The sequence below is a fragment of the Mycoplana sp. ABR4_002 genome (genome assembly GCF_056159645.1).
On the sequence record NZ_JBSWVO010000001.1, the window covers coordinates 3,964,180 to 3,981,920 of the forward strand.

Below are 17,741 nucleotides of genomic sequence, written 5' to 3' on the forward strand. Positions count from 1 at the left end.
GATTTGCGACCTCAGGAGATCAGGCCCAGGCGGAACGACAGCGCGACCGCGTGGTGCCGGTTCTTCGCCTTCAGCTTCTCCTGGATGCCCCCCATGTACCAGTCGACAGTATGGTTGGAGATCGAAAGCGCGCGTGCGATCTCGTTCGAGGTGAGGCCGTCGGCGAGGTAGCTCAGCACTTCCATTTCCCGCCGCGTCAGCTTGAGGTCGGCGTCGGCGGAGAATTCGGCATGTTTGCCCGGATCGGAAGCATCGAGCAGCTTCCAGAACAACTTGCGCGCCACGCTGTCGAAAACGGCCATCTCGGCCGGATGCAGGTCCACCGCCTTGCCGCCGAGCGTGATGTTGCCGAGCAGTCCGCGCCGCCCGTGCACCGGAAAGATGTAGCCGTCCTCCAGCCCGTTGTTGCGCGCGTCGACCATCATCCGCTCCATCCGCTTGCGCAGCGGGCTGGAGCGGAAGGCGGCGACGGTGTCGCGCCAGCGAAAGCCGGTCTGGGCCTGGCCGAGGTAGCGGATGGTCGGATCGACGACGAGGTATTTCTTGCGGAGATAGATCTCCGGCCACCGGTCCGGCCAGCGTCCGCAAAGTACAAGCGACATCGGGTTGTCGTGCGGTCGCGGCTGCAGGATCACGCCGTAGTAGTCGAAGCCGTAGAGATCGATCAGCCGTTCGAATTCGGACACGATTTCTTGACGGTGCGAGAGTTCATCGAGCAATCCGACAAACTGCAAAAGCAGATTTATATTCATTCCCAGGTTGGCCGCGCATGCGGCCCCTCCAATACGTATTTCGTCACAATATCGGCGCCGTTATGGCAAACTGCGGCAAACAAAAACATCCGCAGCTAATCGTTTAGCAAGTTGATCCGAATTGGCAACGGATCGTTCAGCGTCCATTCATCGGCGGGCAGATAGCATCTCACATCGCCGGAAAAGCTTGCGGCATGCAACCAAACGGGGGTCCGGGGCTTTACCGGGTTGCCCGCGCCTGATGTCGGAATGGCGCGGCACAGAATGAAGGACCACGAAAGGGTTTCGAAGTGTCGTTGTTCCAGGTCTACGCGCGGGCGCTCAGCTACCTGTCCGTCTATAAGGTCCGCGTGTCCTCTATCGTCGTCGCAAACGTCGTGCTGGCGGTCATTGCCATCGCCGAGCCGATCCTGTTCGGCAAGATCATCGACGCCATCTCGGACAAGGATGCCGTCACGCCGATGCTGCTGATGTGGGCCGGCTTCGGCGTGTTCAACACCGTTGCCTTCGTGCTGGTGGCGCGCGAGGCGGACCGCCTGGCGCATGGCCGCCGCGCCAGCCTCATCACCGAAGCCTTCGGTCGGATCATCTCCATGCCGCTGTCCTGGCACAGCCAGCGTGGCACTTCCAACGCCTTGCACACGCTGCTGCGCGCCTGCGAGACGCTGTTCGGCCTATGGCTCGAATTCATGCGCACGCATCTGGCGACCGCGGTGGCGCTCGCACTGCTGGTCCCGACCGCCTTTGCCATGGACTATCGCCTGTCGCTGGTTCTGCTGGTGCTGGGCATCGCCTATGTGATCATCGGCAAGGTCGTGATGCACCGTACCCGCGACGGCCAGGCCTCGGTGGAAGGGCACTATCACACCGTATTCTCCCACGTGTCCGATGCGATCAGCAACGTTTCGGTCGTGCACAGCTACAACCGCATCGAGGCCGAGACCCGGCAGCTGAAGCAGTTCGCCCAACAGCTGATCAACGCGCAGTATCCGGTGCTCGACTGGTGGGCGCTCGCCAGCGCGCTCAACCGCATCGCCTCGACCATCTCGATGATGACGATTCTCGTGATCGGCACCATCCTCGTGCAGCGCGGCGAGTTGCGCGTCGGCGACGTGATCGCCTTCATCGGCTTTGCCGGCCTGCTGATCGGACGTCTCGACCAGATGAAGGCCTTTGCCACGCAGATCTTCGAGGCGCGCGCCAAGCTCGAGGACTTCTTCAAGCTCGAGGACGCGGTCAAGGAACGCGAGGAGCCGGACGACGCCACCGAGCTGGCCGAGGTCCGCGGTCGCGTCGAGTTCCGCAACGTCAGCTTCGACTTCGCCAACGCCACCCAGGGCGTGCGTGATGTCTCCTTCACCGCCGAAGCCGGGCAGACGGTGGCAATCGTCGGCCCGACCGGCGCCGGCAAGACCACGCTCGTCAATCTGCTGCAGCGCGTCTACGACCCGCAGCAGGGCCAGATCCTGATCGACGGCGTCGACATCGCGCAGGTGACGCGGCGGTCCCTGCGCCGCTCGATCGCGACGGTCTTCCAGGACGCCGGGCTGCTCAACCGCTCGATTTCCGAGAACATCCGCCTCGGCCGCGAAGGCGCGACGCTGGAGGAGGTCATGGAGGCGGCCGAGGCCGCCGCCGCCGGCGACTTCATCCGCACGCGCCAGAACGGATTCGACACCCATGTCGGCGAGCGCGGCAACCGGCTGTCGGGCGGCGAGCGCCAGCGCATCGCCATCGCCCGCGCGATTCTCAAGGACGCGCCGATCCTCGTGCTCGACGAGGCCACCAGCGCGCTCGACGTCGAGACCGAGGCGCGCGTCAAGGCGGCGATCGACAATCTGCGCCAGAACCGCACCACCTTCATCATCGCGCACCGGCTCTCCACGGTCCGCGAGGCCGACATCGTGCTCTTCCTCGATCACGGCCGTATCGCCGAGATGGGAAGCTTCAACGACCTGAGCCAGAGCAACGGCCGCTTCGCCGCCCTGCTGCGGGCCAGCGGCATCCTTACCGACGAGGATGTCCGCCGGAGCCACACCGCCGCCTGAGCGCACGCGTTCTTTCGATCGTGCTGAAGGCCGCGCTTCGGATCCGGAGCGCGGCGATTGGCCTGCATCGGCCGCGGCGCGGTCGCATCAACCGGCCCGATGCGCGGGCTTCGCGCCCTCGCTCCGGCCGAGGGCGGCAAGCCAATCCAGATAGCGCGCATAGGCGACATGCAGCCACAGCCCGGCGGCCACATAGAGCGTACCGAACCAGGGGTTCCTGCCGGTGGCGACCATCAGCACCTGGCCGATCATCGCCAGGATGGTTCCGAAGATGAACATTGCCATCGAATGGCGCCCGATAGCCGTCAGCGGGTGGGACAGCGACAGGCTGCTCCAGCGAGAAAACACGGAAACCGTGGCGATCAGATAGGCGAGCGCCAGCGCGTGCAGCAGCCTGAACGCAGACAGGAACGTCTTGTCGAAGCCCGTCAGGACCGGTGCGAGCCCGAACGAGACGTCAAACGCCCACCAGGAGAGTACCACCCACAGGAAGGAGAGCACGACGTAGGCAAGGCATAGGGCCATCAAGGCGGCCTTCCGCGGCAGGCGGCGGTCGCGGTTGCTCTGAAGCGCGACGACAATCCCGATGGCAAACAGGAACTGCCAGGACAACGGATTGAGGAACCAGTAGCCGTCGTCCAGGAAGTTGGACGGCGCAAGGCGCCAGAGGCCGGCGACGAGCCAGAGCAGGCCCGAAAGCAACAATAGCAGCCGAGGGCTCAGCGCATGCACCCAGAGCAGGGCGGGTAGCATGAGGAACAGGACGGCATACATGGACAGGATGTTGTTGTAGCCGAACTGGTGACCGAGCAGCACCATCCCGAGCAAGCCCTGTTCGGTATGGTCGACGACCGCGCGGAGGTTGATCTCCGACAGCAGGTCCGGTCGCGCAAACCAAAGCGCGCCGCCCGCAAAGATCGCGAAGGTGACGACGCTCGTCATGATGTGAGCGACATACAGGCTGAAGGCACGCCGCAGGATCCGGACGGTGACGGCGAGCCGGTGCGGGCCGGAGAACTGCCGCCCATAGGCAAGCCCCACGGACAGTCCCGAGATCAGCACGAACGCTTCGGCCGAGTCGGAGAATCCGAAGTTCTTGTGGGTCAGGTGCTCGAGGAACTGGCCCGGGACATGGTTGACGAAGATGGTGAGCAACGCCAGCGCACGGAACACGTCGATCCGGGTATCCCGGCTCGGCTTCGCCGACGTCGTGGCCGTGACGCCAGCCCCTTCCGCGTTACCAGTCACCAGTCCATGCCTTTCCTACGCCAGACGCGAAAAGGAGCACGACGGCGCCAGCGCCAAGCTGAAGCCGACATGCCCCAATACCCAAGCGAAATCGAATATCTGGGTTGTTCGGAGGTTTTTGTGACAGTTTGCCGACTTCACGGTGATTTCATCACAGCGGTCCGGCGACGAGGAACCACACACGCCGCGTCACCTGCCGCAAGATCCGCCCGCAAGGGTCCGTCTGCGGGCGGCGTTGCTTGACCGGGGCGCCGACTGGAGCCGGCGCGCCGACAGGTTTGCTCATCCGTCAGGCCGTGACCTCGACCTCCGTGTCGGCCAGCGGCAGCGCGTCGATCCTGACCTCCACCTTACCGTCCGCGGCGCGCTCCACCTGGATACGGGTCTCGCCGTCATCGGACCGGACCACGGCAGAATAGCCCGGCCAGCCGGACGGCAGCGCCGGGTTGACGACCAGGCGGCCCTCCTCCCGGCGGATGCCGAGGATGCCTTCGACGGCGGAGCGGTAGAGCCAGCCGGCCGAACCGGTGTACCAGGTCCAGCCGCCTCTGCCCTTGCGGTCGCCTTCACCATACACGTCGGCAGCGACGACATAGGGCTCCACGCGATAGGTCTCGATGGCCGTGCGTGAGGAGGAACGGCTGGTTGGCATCAGCATGGAGAGGCAGTTCCAGGCGTCGTCGGCCCGGCCCTGCACGGCCAGCGCCATCACCACCCAGGCGGCGGCGTGGGTGTATTGCCCGCCGTTCTCGCGGACCCCCGGCGGGTAGGCCTTGATATAGCCGGGATCGGTCGAACCACCCGCGAAGGGCGGCGTGAACAGCTTGATGATGCCGGCCTGCTCGTCCACCAGCTCCGCCAGCACGGCGTCCATTGCCGGTCCGGTGCGCTCCGGGCTGCCTTCGCCGGACAGGACGCTCCAGGACTGGGCGATCGAATCGATCCGGCACTCCTCGCTGTCGCTCGCGCCAAGCGGCGTGCCGTCGTCGAAATAGCCGCGCCGATAGTACTCCCCGTCCCAGCCGGCCGTCTCCAATGCCGCCTTCAACGGCTCGAGATGGGCCAGCCACTGCCGGGCGCGGGTCGCATCGCCACGCTCCCGCGCGATCGGGGCGAAGGCGCGCAACGCGCCGGCGAGGAACCAGCCGAGCCAGACACTTGTGCCGCTGCCCTGCTGGCCGACCCGGTTCATGCCGTCGTTCCAGTCGCCGCCGAGAATCAACGGCAGACCGTTTTCGCCGGTCCTCCGGATCGCAAGGTCGAGCGCCCGGGCGCAATGCTCGAAGAGATCCGCCGTTTCAGTCGACCGCTCTGGCCTGAAGAAGGCGTCGTGCTGGCCCTCGGCAAGCGCCGGCCCTTCGATGAAGGACAGCCTTTCGTCCAGGATGTCCCGGCGCCCGGTCGAGCGGATGTACTGCGTCACCGCATAGGCGAGCCAGACGACGTCGTCGGAGATGATCGTGCGCACCCCGGCCCCGCTCTGCGGCAGCCACCAGTGCTGAACGTCGCCCTCGTGGAACTGCCGGGCGGCCGCGTTCAGGATCTGGCTGCGGGCAAGGTCGGGGCGGTGCGCCAGAAAGGCCAGCGTATCCTGCAACTGGTCGCGGAATCCGTAGGCCCCGCTGGCCTGGTAGAAGGCAGCACGCGCCATCACCCGGCAACCGAGGCTCTGGTACGGCAGCCAGGTGTTGACCATCAGGTTCAGCGCCGGGTCGGGCGTTTCGACCTGCAGGGCACCGGTGAAATCGCCCCAGAAGCTGCGGACCTGCTCGAGCACGCCGTCGAACCGTGCGGCGACAGCTCGACCGGCACGTTCGGCGGCAGCCGCGGCGTCATCGCCGTCGCCGAGCACGAACAGGATCTCGCGCTGGGCACCGGGCGCCAGCTCGAAATCGGCCATCAGCGCGGCGCAGGGCGCCCCCAGGCTTTCCATCGTGCCCGACAAGACGGCGCCGCTCGCCAGCGCCGCGGGCAGCACGATGTCGCCCGTGCCGCCAATGAACTCGCGGCGGCTTGCGGTCGCGCCGGCGAGAGCCGCATCGGTCGCAAAGAAGGCAACGCGGCCGGAATAGTCCAGGCTGTAGGGATTGGTGGCGAAAATGGCCCCGGTCGCCTCGTCCTGGCTGCACAGCACGAACGGCGCGGTCCGGGCCGGGTTGTTGCCGAGCACCCATTCGACATAGCCGTAGGCCGACAGGCGGCGGGCCGAGCTGCCGGTGTTGCGGACAATCAGCCGCGAGTACTTGACTGGTTCCTTGCTGTCCACCGTCTGCACAAGGTCGAGTTCGAGCCCGCCGGCCTTGCTGCGGAAGGCGGAGTAGCCGAGGCCGTGCCAGGCCTCGAACAGCACCGACGGATCGCGCGACAGGCCGGCAAAGGGCACGACCACGGCGCCGCTGTCGCGGTCCTTGACATAGAAAGCCTCGCCTGGCCGGTTGACCACTGGATCGTTGGTCCAGTGCGTGAGCTGGTAGTCGCGCGAGTTGCGGCTCCAGCTATAGGCCCCGCCCTCGGCGGCGACATGGAAGCCGAAGCCTTCGTTGGCGATGACGTTGATCCAGGGGTGCGGCGTTCCCTCGCCGCCCCTCAGCCGGATGGCATATTCGCGCCGTTCGACGTTGAAGCCGCCGTAGCCGTTCCAGAAGGCCAGATCGCCACCTTCGATCTCCACCGGCTCCGGGGGACGCGTCGCCGGAACCGGGGCGGCATGCCGCGGTTGTGGGGGTTCGGCGGAAAGCGGCGTCGCAAACAGCGAGACCGCGCGCTCGATCTGGTCGGACAGCGTGCCGTTGCGGGCATGGAAGACCGCTCGCGCCGTCGCCAGCAGCGCCTGCCAGGTCGAAGCCTCCATCAGGTCCCGCCGCACCGCGAAAACGTGCTGGCGCATGGCATCGTGCTGACCGCGCATGCGCAGGTTCTCGCACATCTGCTCGAGCGTGTGCTGCATGTCCTGGGCGTAGGAGGACGCCTTCTCGTTCAGGATGACGAGGTCGGCCGGCACGCCGCGGTGGCGCAGGTACTCCTGCGCCCGCAGGGCTTCGCGGGCAATTCCGAGGTCGGCTTCGTCGTTGATGCGCAGCACATAGATCGGGAAGTCCCCGGAGATCGCCAGCGGCCAGAGCGCCGACTGCGCGGTGAGCCCCGCCTGCACGGTGGCGGCATCCGCGCGCAAGTGCATGTCAGGATAGACGAGATAGCGGCCGAGCGCCTGGAAGGATGCCGCCTCCTGCGAGGTGACGCCGATATGGCGCAGATGCACCTGCGAGCGCGTCCAGGCGTGGATGAGCTCGTGTTCGAACGCATCGGGGTGGCGATAGCGGTCGATCGCCGTGTCGAGGTCGCCGCGATTGGGCGCGGCGACGGTCCAGAAGATGACCTTGACCTTCTTGCCGGCCGGGACCCGCACCACGCGGCGCAGCGCCACGACCGGATCGAGGGTGAAGCCGTCGCGGCCGGAAAGCTGCGCACCCGGGTCGAAGGCGGCCGCGGTGGCGAGGCTGCGGCCGCGGCCGATGAAGTTGCGGCGGTCGGTCTCGATCTCGGTGCGGCGCGAGCCGGCACTGTCGACGATCAGGTGCGCCATGCACATGTCGGGCTCGTTCGGATCGCGCTTGTTGCGCTGGACGCGGACGAGGTCGCCGCGGCGGCCGATCTCGGTCTTGAGGAACATGCGCGCAAACAGCGGGTGAGCACTGTCGGTGTCGTCGGTCGTGACCACCGGTTCGAGATAGGAGGTGACCTCGATGAAGCGGTCTTCGGGCCCGGTGTTGAGCAGCGTCAGCCGGCGACCCTCCGCGTCGTGCTCGGTGGCGACGATGCACTCCACTTCGCTCGTGAGCGTCCCGACCGTCTTGAAGAACTCCGCCTTGTCGTCGCTGAACTGGGCCTTCGCAACCTCGCCGTCCGCCCGCTTGGGCTCGGCGGTGGCCGACCACCACTCGTTCGTGGCCGTGTCGCGCAGGAAGAGGAACGTGCCCCAGCGATCCTCGACCGGGTCCGGCCGGAAGCGGGTGACCGACTGGCCGTTCCAGTGCGAATAGCCCGAACCGGTCGCCGTCACCATCACCGAGTAATGGCCGTTGGAGAGGAACGCCGCCTCGCGGTCCTCACGTGCCGGGTCCTCGATCACGCGCACCTCTGGACGAAGCAGATCGGCCTGGGTGCTGCCGACCGTTTCCGGTTCGCGCTTGGTGTTGATGATCGGGATGTCGCGCGGCGCCTTCTCCTGCAACAGAAGCTCCGCCGCCTCGACAACGGGATCGGAGTGGAAGAGCGCGCGCAGGCGGCCATTGAAGGCGACATTGGCCACCGCGGCAATCGACATGCCGTGGTGGTGCGCGTAATAGTTGTGAACGACGGCGCAACGCTTGCCCTCCGGCACGCGCGTCGGGGTGAAATCGACGGCGTCGTGGTAACCGTAGACGCCGAGCGCACCGAGCCGTCGCAGCGCGTCGAGGTTGTCGAGCGCCGCCTTCGGCGCGTACTGGGCGGCCAGCAGCGAGGCGTAGGGTGCGATCACCGCGTTCTGGCCCAGGCCCCGCTTCAGCCCGAGGGTCGGCACGCCGAAGTTGGTGTACTGGTAGTTCAACTCGTGGTCGCGGGCATTGAAGGCAGCTTCCGAGATGCCCCAGGGGGTACCGAGCCGCTTGCCGTGGTTCTGCTGTTCCCTGACGATGAGGTTGTTCGTCTGGTCGAGGATGCCGCCCTGCGGCTCGCGCATCACCAGCGGCGGCATCAGGTACTCGAACATCGATCCCGACCACGACACCAACGCGCCGCGCGCGCCGACCGGCACGATCGGCCGGCCGAGCTTGTACCAGTGTTCGGTCGGCAGGTCCCCCTTGGCGATCGCGAACAGGCTGGTCAGGCGCGCTTCCGACGCGAGCAGGTCGTAGCAGGCCTCGTCGAGCTCGTTCGTCTCGACGCGATAGCCGATCGACAGCAGCCGGCGCTCGGGTCGGAACAGGAAGCCGAAATCCATCGAGAAGGCGATGTCGCGGGTACGGTCACGCAGAACAATCAGGCGTTGGCGCAAGGCCTCGATGCTGCCGAGGTCGAAGACGCTGTCGGCGATATGCGCCTCGCAGGTGGCGACCAGGGCATTGGCCCATTTCACCACCGCCTCGCTCTTGGTGTTCTTGATCTCGTGGTCGAGGTTGGCGATCAGCTTGTTGACGTCCCGCGCCAGCACCGCGAGATTGATGATGCGGATCGAGGCGAACTCGTGCTCGCGCTTCACCGCAGCCAGCGCATTGTGGAAACCGGAGATGCGCTCCGCGATCAGCCGGCGCAGCGGTCGCACCGTCTTGCGATCGTCCGGCAGCTCGGCGAACGTCTCCGACAGGATCGAGGCGGTATCGCCGATGCCGTCGAGACTGCCGTGGAGGTGCGCCGACGGCGCCTCCGCCCATTCCCGGCAAAGTGAGGAGACGGCGATCAGATGGCCGGCGAGATTGCCGCTGTCGACGGCGGAAACGTAGCGCGGCCCGAGGGTTTCCAGGGTGTTGGTACGGTACCAGTTGTAGAGATGGCCGCGGAACTTCGGCATGCTGTCGATCGTCGAAACGGTCTCCTCCAGGCGGCGGACGGTCTCCTCGAAGCCGATCCAGCCGAAGTCGCGCGCCGCGATCACCGACAGCAGGTAGACGCCGATGTTGGTCGGCGAGGTGCGCTCCGCCAGCACCGGCTGCGGCGTTTCCTGGAAGTTGTCCGGCGGCAGGAAATGCTGTTCGGCGGTGACGAACTCCTCGAAATAGCGCCACGTCCGCCGGGCGATCTTGCGCAGTTCGCCAACGACGTCGTCCGATACCAGCAACTGGTCCTCGGTTTCCGCGGTCTGGCTGACATACCAGGCAATCGCCGGCGACAGCGCCCAGATGGCGGCGAAGGGGATTGCGATCAGGGGCAGGCCGGTGTCGGAAAACAGAGCGAGCGCGACCGAGATCGCCGCCAGCAGCGGCGCCTGCCACATATCCTGGTAGTAGGACCCGATGCCGCCGCCGGACGCGCTGTGCACCTGGGCCGCCGTGCGCCACTCCAGCATGTGCCTGCGGCTGACCGCCATGCGATACAGCGAGCGCACCGTGGCATCGGCCATCAGCGCGGCCTGGTGGGCGATGAAGACGATGCGAAGGGCGACCTGGGCGTTCGCCGCCCGGATATCGGACAGGATGGTCTGCACGTGGGCGCGCGCGACGATGTCGCTGCGGCGCGGGATCGCGCCGGTGATCAGCGAGAGCGTCGGCGCCACGAACAGCAGGAAGATCAGCACCAGCTGCCAGATCAGCGCCTGGCGCGGCTCCATGTAGTACCAGCCCATCACCGAGGCCACCAGCCAGCCGACCGGGATCAGGCAGCGACGCAGGTTGTCGTACATCTTCCAGCGCCCGAGCATCGACACCGCACTCGACGGCCGGAAGATGTAGCTCAGCAGCTGCCAGTCGCCGCGCGCCCAACGGTGCTGGCGCGAGGTCTCGACCTCGTAGCGGATCGGGAAGTCCTCGATGAACTCGACGTCCGTCACCAGCGCGCAGCGGGCGTAGGACCCCTCGAGCAAATCGTGCGAAAGGACGGTGTTCTCCTCGATCCGGCCCTTCAGGGCCGCCTCGAAGGCATCGACGTGATAGAGGCCCTTGCCGGTGAAGGTCCCCTCGCCGGCGAGGTCCTGATAGACGTCGGACACGGTGAACACGTAAGGGTCGACGCCGCGGTTGGCGGAAAAGATGCGCTGGAAGGTCGAGGCCTCGTCGCCGGTCGTCAGCGACGGCGTGACGCGCGGCTGCAGGATGCTGTAGCCGGCGACGACCTGTTGCGTCTGAGGGTCGATCTGCGGGCGGTTGATGGGGTGGAACAGCTTGCCGACGAGCTTGGTCGCCGCGTCACGCATCAGCCGCGTGTCGGAATCGAGCGTGAGCACGTACTGGACGTTCCCCGGCACGACGTTGGCGCCCGGCAGGAAGCTGGTGTCGCCGTCACCGCGCAGGAGCAGGTTGAGCTCGTGCAGCTTGCCGCGCTTGCGCTCCCAGCCCATCCACACCCCTTCCTGCGGATTGAACAGCCGCCGGCGGTGCAGCAGGTAGAAGCGGGTGCGGCCGTCATAGGCATAGCGCGCCGACAGCAGCGCGATCTCGCGCTTGGCATATTCCAGCACGTCGAGGTCTTCCGGCGTCTCCTCGACCTTGCTGTCGGTCCAGTCGCTGACCAGCGCGAAGTAGATCTCCCCGCGCGGATTGGCGAGGTAGTGGACCTCCAGGTTGCGCACCAGTTCGTCGACATGGTCGCGCTTGGCAATCAGGCACGGCACCGCCACCAGCGTGCGGGCCTCCTCGGGGATGCCCTCGCGGAACTCGTAGCCCACCAGCCGCGACGGCTTCACCACGAGGGTCACGAGTGTGTTGAACAGCCCGACCGCGCCCTCCGAGGCCGGCAAGGCGAACAGCACCAGCATGATCAGCCAGGCGCCGTCGGGGATGTCCATCTGGTCGAGGAAGAAATAGACGCCGATCATCGCCAGCAGTGTCAGGACCGTCACCGGGCCGGCGATCGCGAACCAGTTGAGGGCGCGGGTAATGCGGATGAGGTGCTGCAGCAGCGACGGGCGGTAGCCGATGCGCTCTTCCAGCAGCCGGCGCTTCGCGCCAACCAGATAGGTGCCGACATTGGCCTCGCCCGCGCCGGCGACGTGGCCCGCGGCCATGTCCTCGGCCGTCATTTCGAGCGCCGTCCGGGTTACCTCGAGTTCGCTCCGGCCGGACCGGCGGGCGAGCTTTTCGATCGTGTCGCGATAGGCGTTTCGCGAGCCGAAGTCGAGGTCGTTGTAATCCGACCCTTCGCGCAGCGCCGCGTCCAGCCGGCTGACGCTTTCCACCCAGACCGGCCATTCCGTGTCGTCGATGGCGCGCAGGCCCTTGATGAGATTGCTCATCGTGGCGTTGCCATGCGACAGCCGGTTCTGCTCGGCGACGAGCACTTCTTCCAGATCGCTGCCGCGCGCCTCGATCTGTTGCTCGAGCCACTGGATCGCCGCGCCGGAAGCCTGCAGTCCGTCGCGCAGGCGATAGAGCAGCTGGGCGACGAACGTGTTGTCGGCGACCAGTTCCTCGATCTCGCGCAGGATCACCACGCTGCGCTCGGGATCGTTCAGCCGGATCAGTTCGTCGGCGATCTCGTTCGCCTTGCGGCGCATGCCGCGCGACCGTTCGACGCGAATCGAGATGCGACGCAGGTTCTCGATCAGGATGAAGCGGATGATCGACGGCAGCGCCCACAGTTCGCCGATCTTCAGCGCCTCCACCTTCTGGAAGCCCTCGACGATGGCCGTCAGGCTCTCGCGCGAAACGCTGCTGTGGGTGTGGGCCACGTAGAGCCATCCGAGCGCCATCGTCCGCGGAATCTCGGCCGCGCCGACCTGCATTGTCGGCAGCTGGCGGTAGAAGCGGCGCGGGAAATCGCGGCGCACTTCCTGGACCGCCTCCTCGACCACGTAGTAGTTGTCGAGCAGCCACTCGGCGGCCGGCGTGATGGTCGCTCCCGCTTCGACATCGCGCGCGACGGTGCGGTAGACGCGGAAGATCTCCCGCTCGTTCTCCCGATGCCGGGCGCGGAAGTCGAAGGGCACGAAGGCCGGCAGGGCGCCGGCACCGTTGCGCGCCAGATCCTCGCCGCAGGCGCTAAGCTCCTCCAGGGTGAAATAGGTACCCCGGATCGAATCGTTGTAGTCGACCTGCCTGGGTTCCGCCTCGCGCGGCGACGACTGTGGTCTGTTGTGCAGCATCAGCTTGTTTTTCTGGTTTCGAGCAATATTGGGATATCCGGCAATCCTCGGACTGCGGAACGCATTCAGCGGGCGAGCGTCACCCGTGTGCCGCTGCAGGCCATGACGACTTCACGCGTCTCCTCTGGTGCCGCCGCCGCTCCTCCGGCCGGGCATCGCTAAGGCCGCGCACTCCGACGGAGGCGCGCAATGGCTCAGGCGACACGCAAATGTGCATCGTGGCCGCGTGGTGCATGAAAACGGCACGTTTTAGCCGCTCTGGAAAGCAGTTGCAACAAGGCGGCAGGGCGATGGGACGGCTCCATGGCAGGAACAGGGGCAAGAACGGACCGGTCGGCGGACATCCGGCCAGCACTAGGCGACCGGCGGTGAACGGAGGCTGAACGCAATCGGCGCGCGCCGGTTCCCGCAACCGCGCGATTTCTGTCGAGGAGGGCGTCGCCGGCGTTGACAGGACCGCGGCCATCGGCTCAGGTGACGCCATCAGGGTTCTTCCGAGTCGGTTCCGACCCGGAGGCTAAGAGGGAAGCCGGTGCAATGCCCCGACGGGCATCCAGGCCGGCGCTGCCCCCGCAACTGTAAGCGACGAGTGGCTGTCGCCCATGCCACTGGCACGACAAGGTGCCGGGAAGGCCGGACAGCCGCAACGACCCGCGAGCCAGGAGACCTGCCCTGATGAACTCGTAACGTCCATGGGCGGGGTGTCCCAAGGGTGCGCTTGCTCCGCGTCAATCGCGGGACTCCAGCTCGCGTGCGTCCGGTCATCCCCCAATTGCAGATTGGGGAAGTCAATGTTTGCCACCATCGAAACCGCGCCATCGCCGTCCGGGCGGCCGGAATCCGTCTTCATATCCTGGCTGCTCTGGCAGCCCCGCGGGGCCGACCTGCAGCGCGAGGCCATGAAGGAACTGGGCAAGCTCGCGCGCTTCGCCGATCGCGACCCCGACATCGTCCGGCTGCGCGATCTGTTTGCGGCCCTGGCCGGCCGCTCCGGCAGGCCGCATTGAGCGCCAACGACATAAAGACATATTGACATAAAGATGCCTTTATGTGATCTCCGATGCAGAAATTCTGCATCGGAGGGGCTTTGCCATGGCATCGGCCGACCTAGCGGACCTGTTCGGTCCCGAACTTCCACCCCGCAACGGCAAGGACATCGCCGCCGCATTGAAAGCCGCCGCCAGCGAGCGGATTCTCGTGCTCGACGGCGCGATGGGCACCGAGATCCAGGCGTTGGGTCTGGTCGAGGCCGACTTCCGCGGCGCCCGCTTCGGCGACTGCGCCTGCCACCAGCAGGGCAACAACGATCTTCTGACGCTCACCCAGCCGGCTGCGATCGAGGACATCCACTATCGCTACGCCCTCGCCGGTGCGGACATCCTCGAGACCAACACCTTCTCCTCGACCACGATCGCGCAGGCCGACTACGGCATGGAGGACATGGTCTACGAGCTGAACCGCGACGGGGCGAGGCTGGCGCGCCGCGCCGGCCTGCGCGCGCAACAGAAGGACGGTCGGCATCGCTTCGTTGCCGGCGCGCTCGGCCCGACCAACCGCACCGCCTCGATCTCGCCCGACGTCAATAATCCCGGCTATCGCGCCGTCACCTTCGACGACCTGCGCATCGCCTATGCCGAGCAGGTGCGCGGCCTTCTCGACGGCGGCGCCGACATCATCCTGATCGAGACCGTCTTCGACACGCTGAACGCCAAGGCGGCGATCTTCGCAGCCCGGGAGGTGTTCGCCGAGAAGGGCATCGAACTGCCGATCATGATCTCCGGCACGATCACCGACCTGTCCGGCCGCACGCTGTCGGGCCAGACGCCGGAGGCGTTCTGGAACTCGGTCCGCCATGCCGCGCCCTTTTCGATCGGCCTGAACTGTGCGCTCGGCGCCAACGCCATGCGCGCGCATCTCGACGAACTCGCGACGGTCGCCGACACGTTCGTCTGCGCCTATCCGAACGCCGGGCTGCCGAACGCCTTCGGCGCCTACGACGAGACGCCCGAACAGATGGCCGGGCAGATCGAAGGCTTCATGCGCGACGGTCTCGTCAACATCGTCGGCGGCTGTTGCGGCTCGACGCCGGCCCATATCGCCGCGATCGCCGCGGCCGCCGCCCGCCACAAGCCTCGGCCGATCCCGGACATTCCCCGCCACATGCGCCTGGCCGGGCTCGAGCCGTTCACGCTGACCGGCGACATTCCCTTCGTCAACGTCGGCGAGCGCACCAACGTCACCGGCTCGGCGAAGTTCCGCAAGCTGATTACCGCCGGCGACTATGCGGCCGCGCTCGAGGTCGCGCGCGACCAGGTGGCCAACGGCGCCCAGGTGATCGACGTCAACATGGACGAGGGCCTGATCGATTCGCAGAAGGCGATGACGGAGTTCCTCAACCTCGTCGCCGCCGAGCCCGACATCGCCCGCGTGCCGGTGATGATCGACTCGTCCAAGTGGGAGGTGATCGAGGCCGGCCTGAAATGCGTGCAGGGCAAGCCGCTGGTCAACTCGATCTCGCTGAAGGAGGGCGAGGAAGCCTTCCTGCACCATGCGAAACTCGTACGCGCCTACGGCGCCGCCGTCGTCGTCATGGCCTTCGACGAGAAGGGCCAGGCCGACACCCGGGCCCGCAAGGTCGAGATCTGCACCCGCGCCTACCGGCTGCTGACGGACGTGGCCGGCCTGCCGCCCGAGGATGTCATCTTCGATCCCAACATCTTTGCCGTGGCCACCGGCATCGAGGAGCACGACAACTACGGCGTCGACTTCGTCGAGGCGACCCGCGCGATCGTCGCGACACTGCCGCACGTGCACGTCTCCGGCGGCGTCTCCAACCTCTCCTTCTCCTTTCGCGGCAACGAGCCGGTGCGCGAGGCGATGCACGCCGTCTTTCTCTATCATGCGATCCAGGCCGGCATGGACATGGGCATCGTCAATGCCGGCCAGCTCGCCGTCTACGACACGATCGAGGCCGGGCTGCGCGAAGCCTGCGAGGACGTCGTCCTCAACCGCGCGCCGAAAGCCGGCGGCACCGCGACCGAACGGCTGCTGGAGATCGCCGAGCGCTTCAAGGGCGTCGGCGGGATGGAGGCCCGGGAAAAGGACCTCGCCTGGCGCGACTGGCCGGTGGAAAAGCGGTTGGAGCACGCGCTTGTCAACGGCATCACCGAGTTCATCGAGGCCGACACCGAGGAGGCCCGCCGCGCCGCCGAGCGGCCTCTGCACGTCATCGAGGGGCCGTTGATGGCCGGCATGAACGTCGTCGGTGACCTCTTCGGTGCGGGCAAGATGTTCCTGCCGCAGGTGGTCAAGTCCGCCCGCGTGATGAAGCAGGCGGTCGCCGTGCTGCTGCCCTTTATGGAGGCGGAGAAGCAGGCGAACGGCGGTGCGGCCCGCGAGAGCGCCGGCAAGATCCTGATGGCCACCGTCAAGGGCGACGTGCACGACATCGGCAAGAACATCGTCGGCGTCGTGCTCGCCTGCAACAACTACGAGATCATCGACCTCGGCGTGATGGTGCCGGCGGCGAAAATTCTCGAGACGGCCAAATCGGAGAACGTCGATATCATCGGTCTTTCCGGCCTCATCACCCCCTCGCTCGACGAGATGGTGCACGTGGCCGGCGAGATGGAGCGCGAGGGCCTCGACATCCCCCTCCTCATCGGCGGGGCGACGACCAGCCGCGTCCACACCGCCGTGAAGATCCATCCCCGCTACGACCGCGGCCAGACCGTCTACGTCACCGACGCCAGCCGCGCCGTCGGCGTGGTCTCCAGCCTGCTGTCGCCCGAGGCCAGGGCGGGCTACGTCGAGACCCTGCGGGCCGAGTACCGCAAGGTCGCCGACGCCCATCTGCGGGCGGAGGCCGAAAAGCAGCGCCTGCCGCTGGCACGGGCGCGCGCGAACGCCTTCAGGCCGGACTGGCCGGCCTACCGGCCGAAGACGCCGTCCTTCCTCGGCACCCGCGTCTGGCAGGACTGGGACCTGGCCGAACTGGCCCGCTACATCGACTGGACGCCGTTCTTCCAGACCTGGGAGCTGAAGGGCGTCTATCCCAGGATCCTCGACGACGAGAAGCAGGGGGCCGCCGCCCGCCAGCTCTTCGCCGACGCGCAGGCGATGCTGGACAAGATCATCACCGAGCGCTGGTTCACGCCGCAGGCGGTCGTCGGCTTCTGGCCGGCCAATGCGGTCGGCGACGACATCCGGCTGTACGCCGACGACAGCCGCACGGACGAGCTTGCCACGTTTTTCACCCTGCGCCAGCAATTGTCCAAGCGCGACGGCCGCCCGAACGTCGCCCTGTCGGATTTCGTCGCGCCGCAGGCAACAGGCATTTCCGACTATGTCGGCGGGTTCGTCGTCACCGCCGGCATCGGCGAGATCGCCATCGCCGAACGCTTCGAGCGCGCCAACGATGACTATTCCTCCATTCTGGTGAAGGCGTTGGCCGACCGTTTCGCCGAGGCCTTCGCCGAGCGCATGCACGAGCATGTGCGCAAGGAGCTCTGGGGCTACGCGCCGGACGAGCGCTTCTCCCCGCAGGACCTGATCGGCGAGCCCTATGCCGGCATCCGGCCCGCTCCCGGCTATCCCGCCCAGCCGGACCACTCCGAGAAGACGACGCTGTTCCGGCTTCTCGACGCCGAACGCCAGATCGGCGTCAGCCTGACCGAGAGCATGGCGATGTGGCCAGGTTCGTCGGTCTCCGGCCTCTACATCGCCTCGCCCGAGAGCTACTATTTCGGCGTCGCCAAGGTCGAGCGCGACCAGGTCGAGGACTACGCGCGACGCAAGGCCATGCCGCTCGCCGCGGTCGAGCGCTGGCTCGGCCCGATCCTCAACTACGTGCCCGGACCGGCGGCGACCGCCGCCGAATAGCAGCCTCCGGAACGCAGGCCAATCGGCCCCCGCGGTACG

The 17,741-nt window shown here is 66.8% G+C and carries 6 protein-coding genes and 1 riboswitch; of the genes, 3 read left to right on the forward strand and 3 right to left on the reverse strand.

Features of this window, described 5'->3' with window-relative positions:
- Positions 1-11: 11 nt before the first annotated feature.
- On the reverse strand, positions 12-752 hold the full coding sequence (locus tag ACXAGF_RS18940; RefSeq protein WP_475018919.1) for a LuxR family transcriptional regulator: 741 nt from the start codon (positions 750-752) through the stop codon (positions 12-14).
- Positions 753-1,042: 290 nt separating this feature from the next.
- Between ACXAGF_RS18940 and ACXAGF_RS18945 the strand changes: the two genes are divergently transcribed.
- The gene (locus ACXAGF_RS18945; RefSeq protein WP_475018920.1) at positions 1,043-2,800 is read left to right on the forward strand and encodes a glucan ABC transporter ATP-binding protein/ permease; all 1,758 of its coding nucleotides are present in this window, start codon (positions 1,043-1,045) and stop codon (positions 2,798-2,800) included.
- Between the two features lie 87 nt (positions 2,801-2,887).
- Here the strand turns inward: ACXAGF_RS18945 and ACXAGF_RS18950 are convergent, their stop codons facing one another.
- Both ACXAGF_RS18950 and ACXAGF_RS18955 read right to left on the reverse strand, forming a co-directional pair.
- Positions 2,888-4,048, reverse strand: coding sequence for an OpgC family protein (locus ACXAGF_RS18950; RefSeq protein WP_475018921.1), 1,161 nt, complete (start codon positions 4,046-4,048; stop codon positions 2,888-2,890).
- Positions 4,049-4,337: 289 nt separating this feature from the next.
- On the reverse strand, positions 4,338-12,821 hold the full coding sequence (locus ACXAGF_RS18955) for a glycoside hydrolase family 94 protein (protein ID WP_475018922.1): 8,484 nt from the start codon (positions 12,819-12,821) through the stop codon (positions 4,338-4,340).
- Between the two features lie 469 nt (positions 12,822-13,290).
- A riboswitch (cobalamin riboswitch) is annotated at positions 13,291-13,510 on the forward strand.
- 102 nt (positions 13,511-13,612) lie between these two features.
- Between ACXAGF_RS18955 and ACXAGF_RS18960 the strand changes: the two genes are divergently transcribed.
- Positions 13,613-13,828, forward strand: a complete 216-nt coding sequence (locus ACXAGF_RS18960) for a hypothetical protein (protein WP_475018923.1) — start codon at positions 13,613-13,615, stop codon at positions 13,826-13,828.
- An 85-nt stretch (positions 13,829-13,913) separates the two neighbouring features.
- Complete coding sequence (gene metH, locus ACXAGF_RS18965) at positions 13,914-17,702, forward strand: methionine synthase (RefSeq protein WP_475018924.1); 3,789 nt, start codon at positions 13,914-13,916, stop codon at positions 17,700-17,702.
- Positions 17,703-17,741: the final 39 nt, after the last annotated feature.

What these genes read in the sequence shown, in the direction of transcription:
- ACXAGF_RS18955 (WP_475018922.1), bottom strand. Translation starts at nt 12,821, where the DNA reads ATGCTGCACAACAGACCACAGTCGTCGCCGCGCGAGGCGGAACCCAGG.
- ACXAGF_RS18940 (WP_475018919.1), bottom strand. Translation starts at nt 752, where the DNA reads ATGAATATAAATCTGCTTTTGCAGTTTGTCGGATTGCTCGATGAACTC.
- ACXAGF_RS18960 (WP_475018923.1), top strand. Translation starts at nt 13,613, where the DNA reads ATGTTTGCCACCATCGAAACCGCGCCATCGCCGTCCGGGCGGCCGGAA.
- metH (WP_475018924.1), top strand. Translation starts at nt 13,914, where the DNA reads ATGGCATCGGCCGACCTAGCGGACCTGTTCGGTCCCGAACTTCCACCC.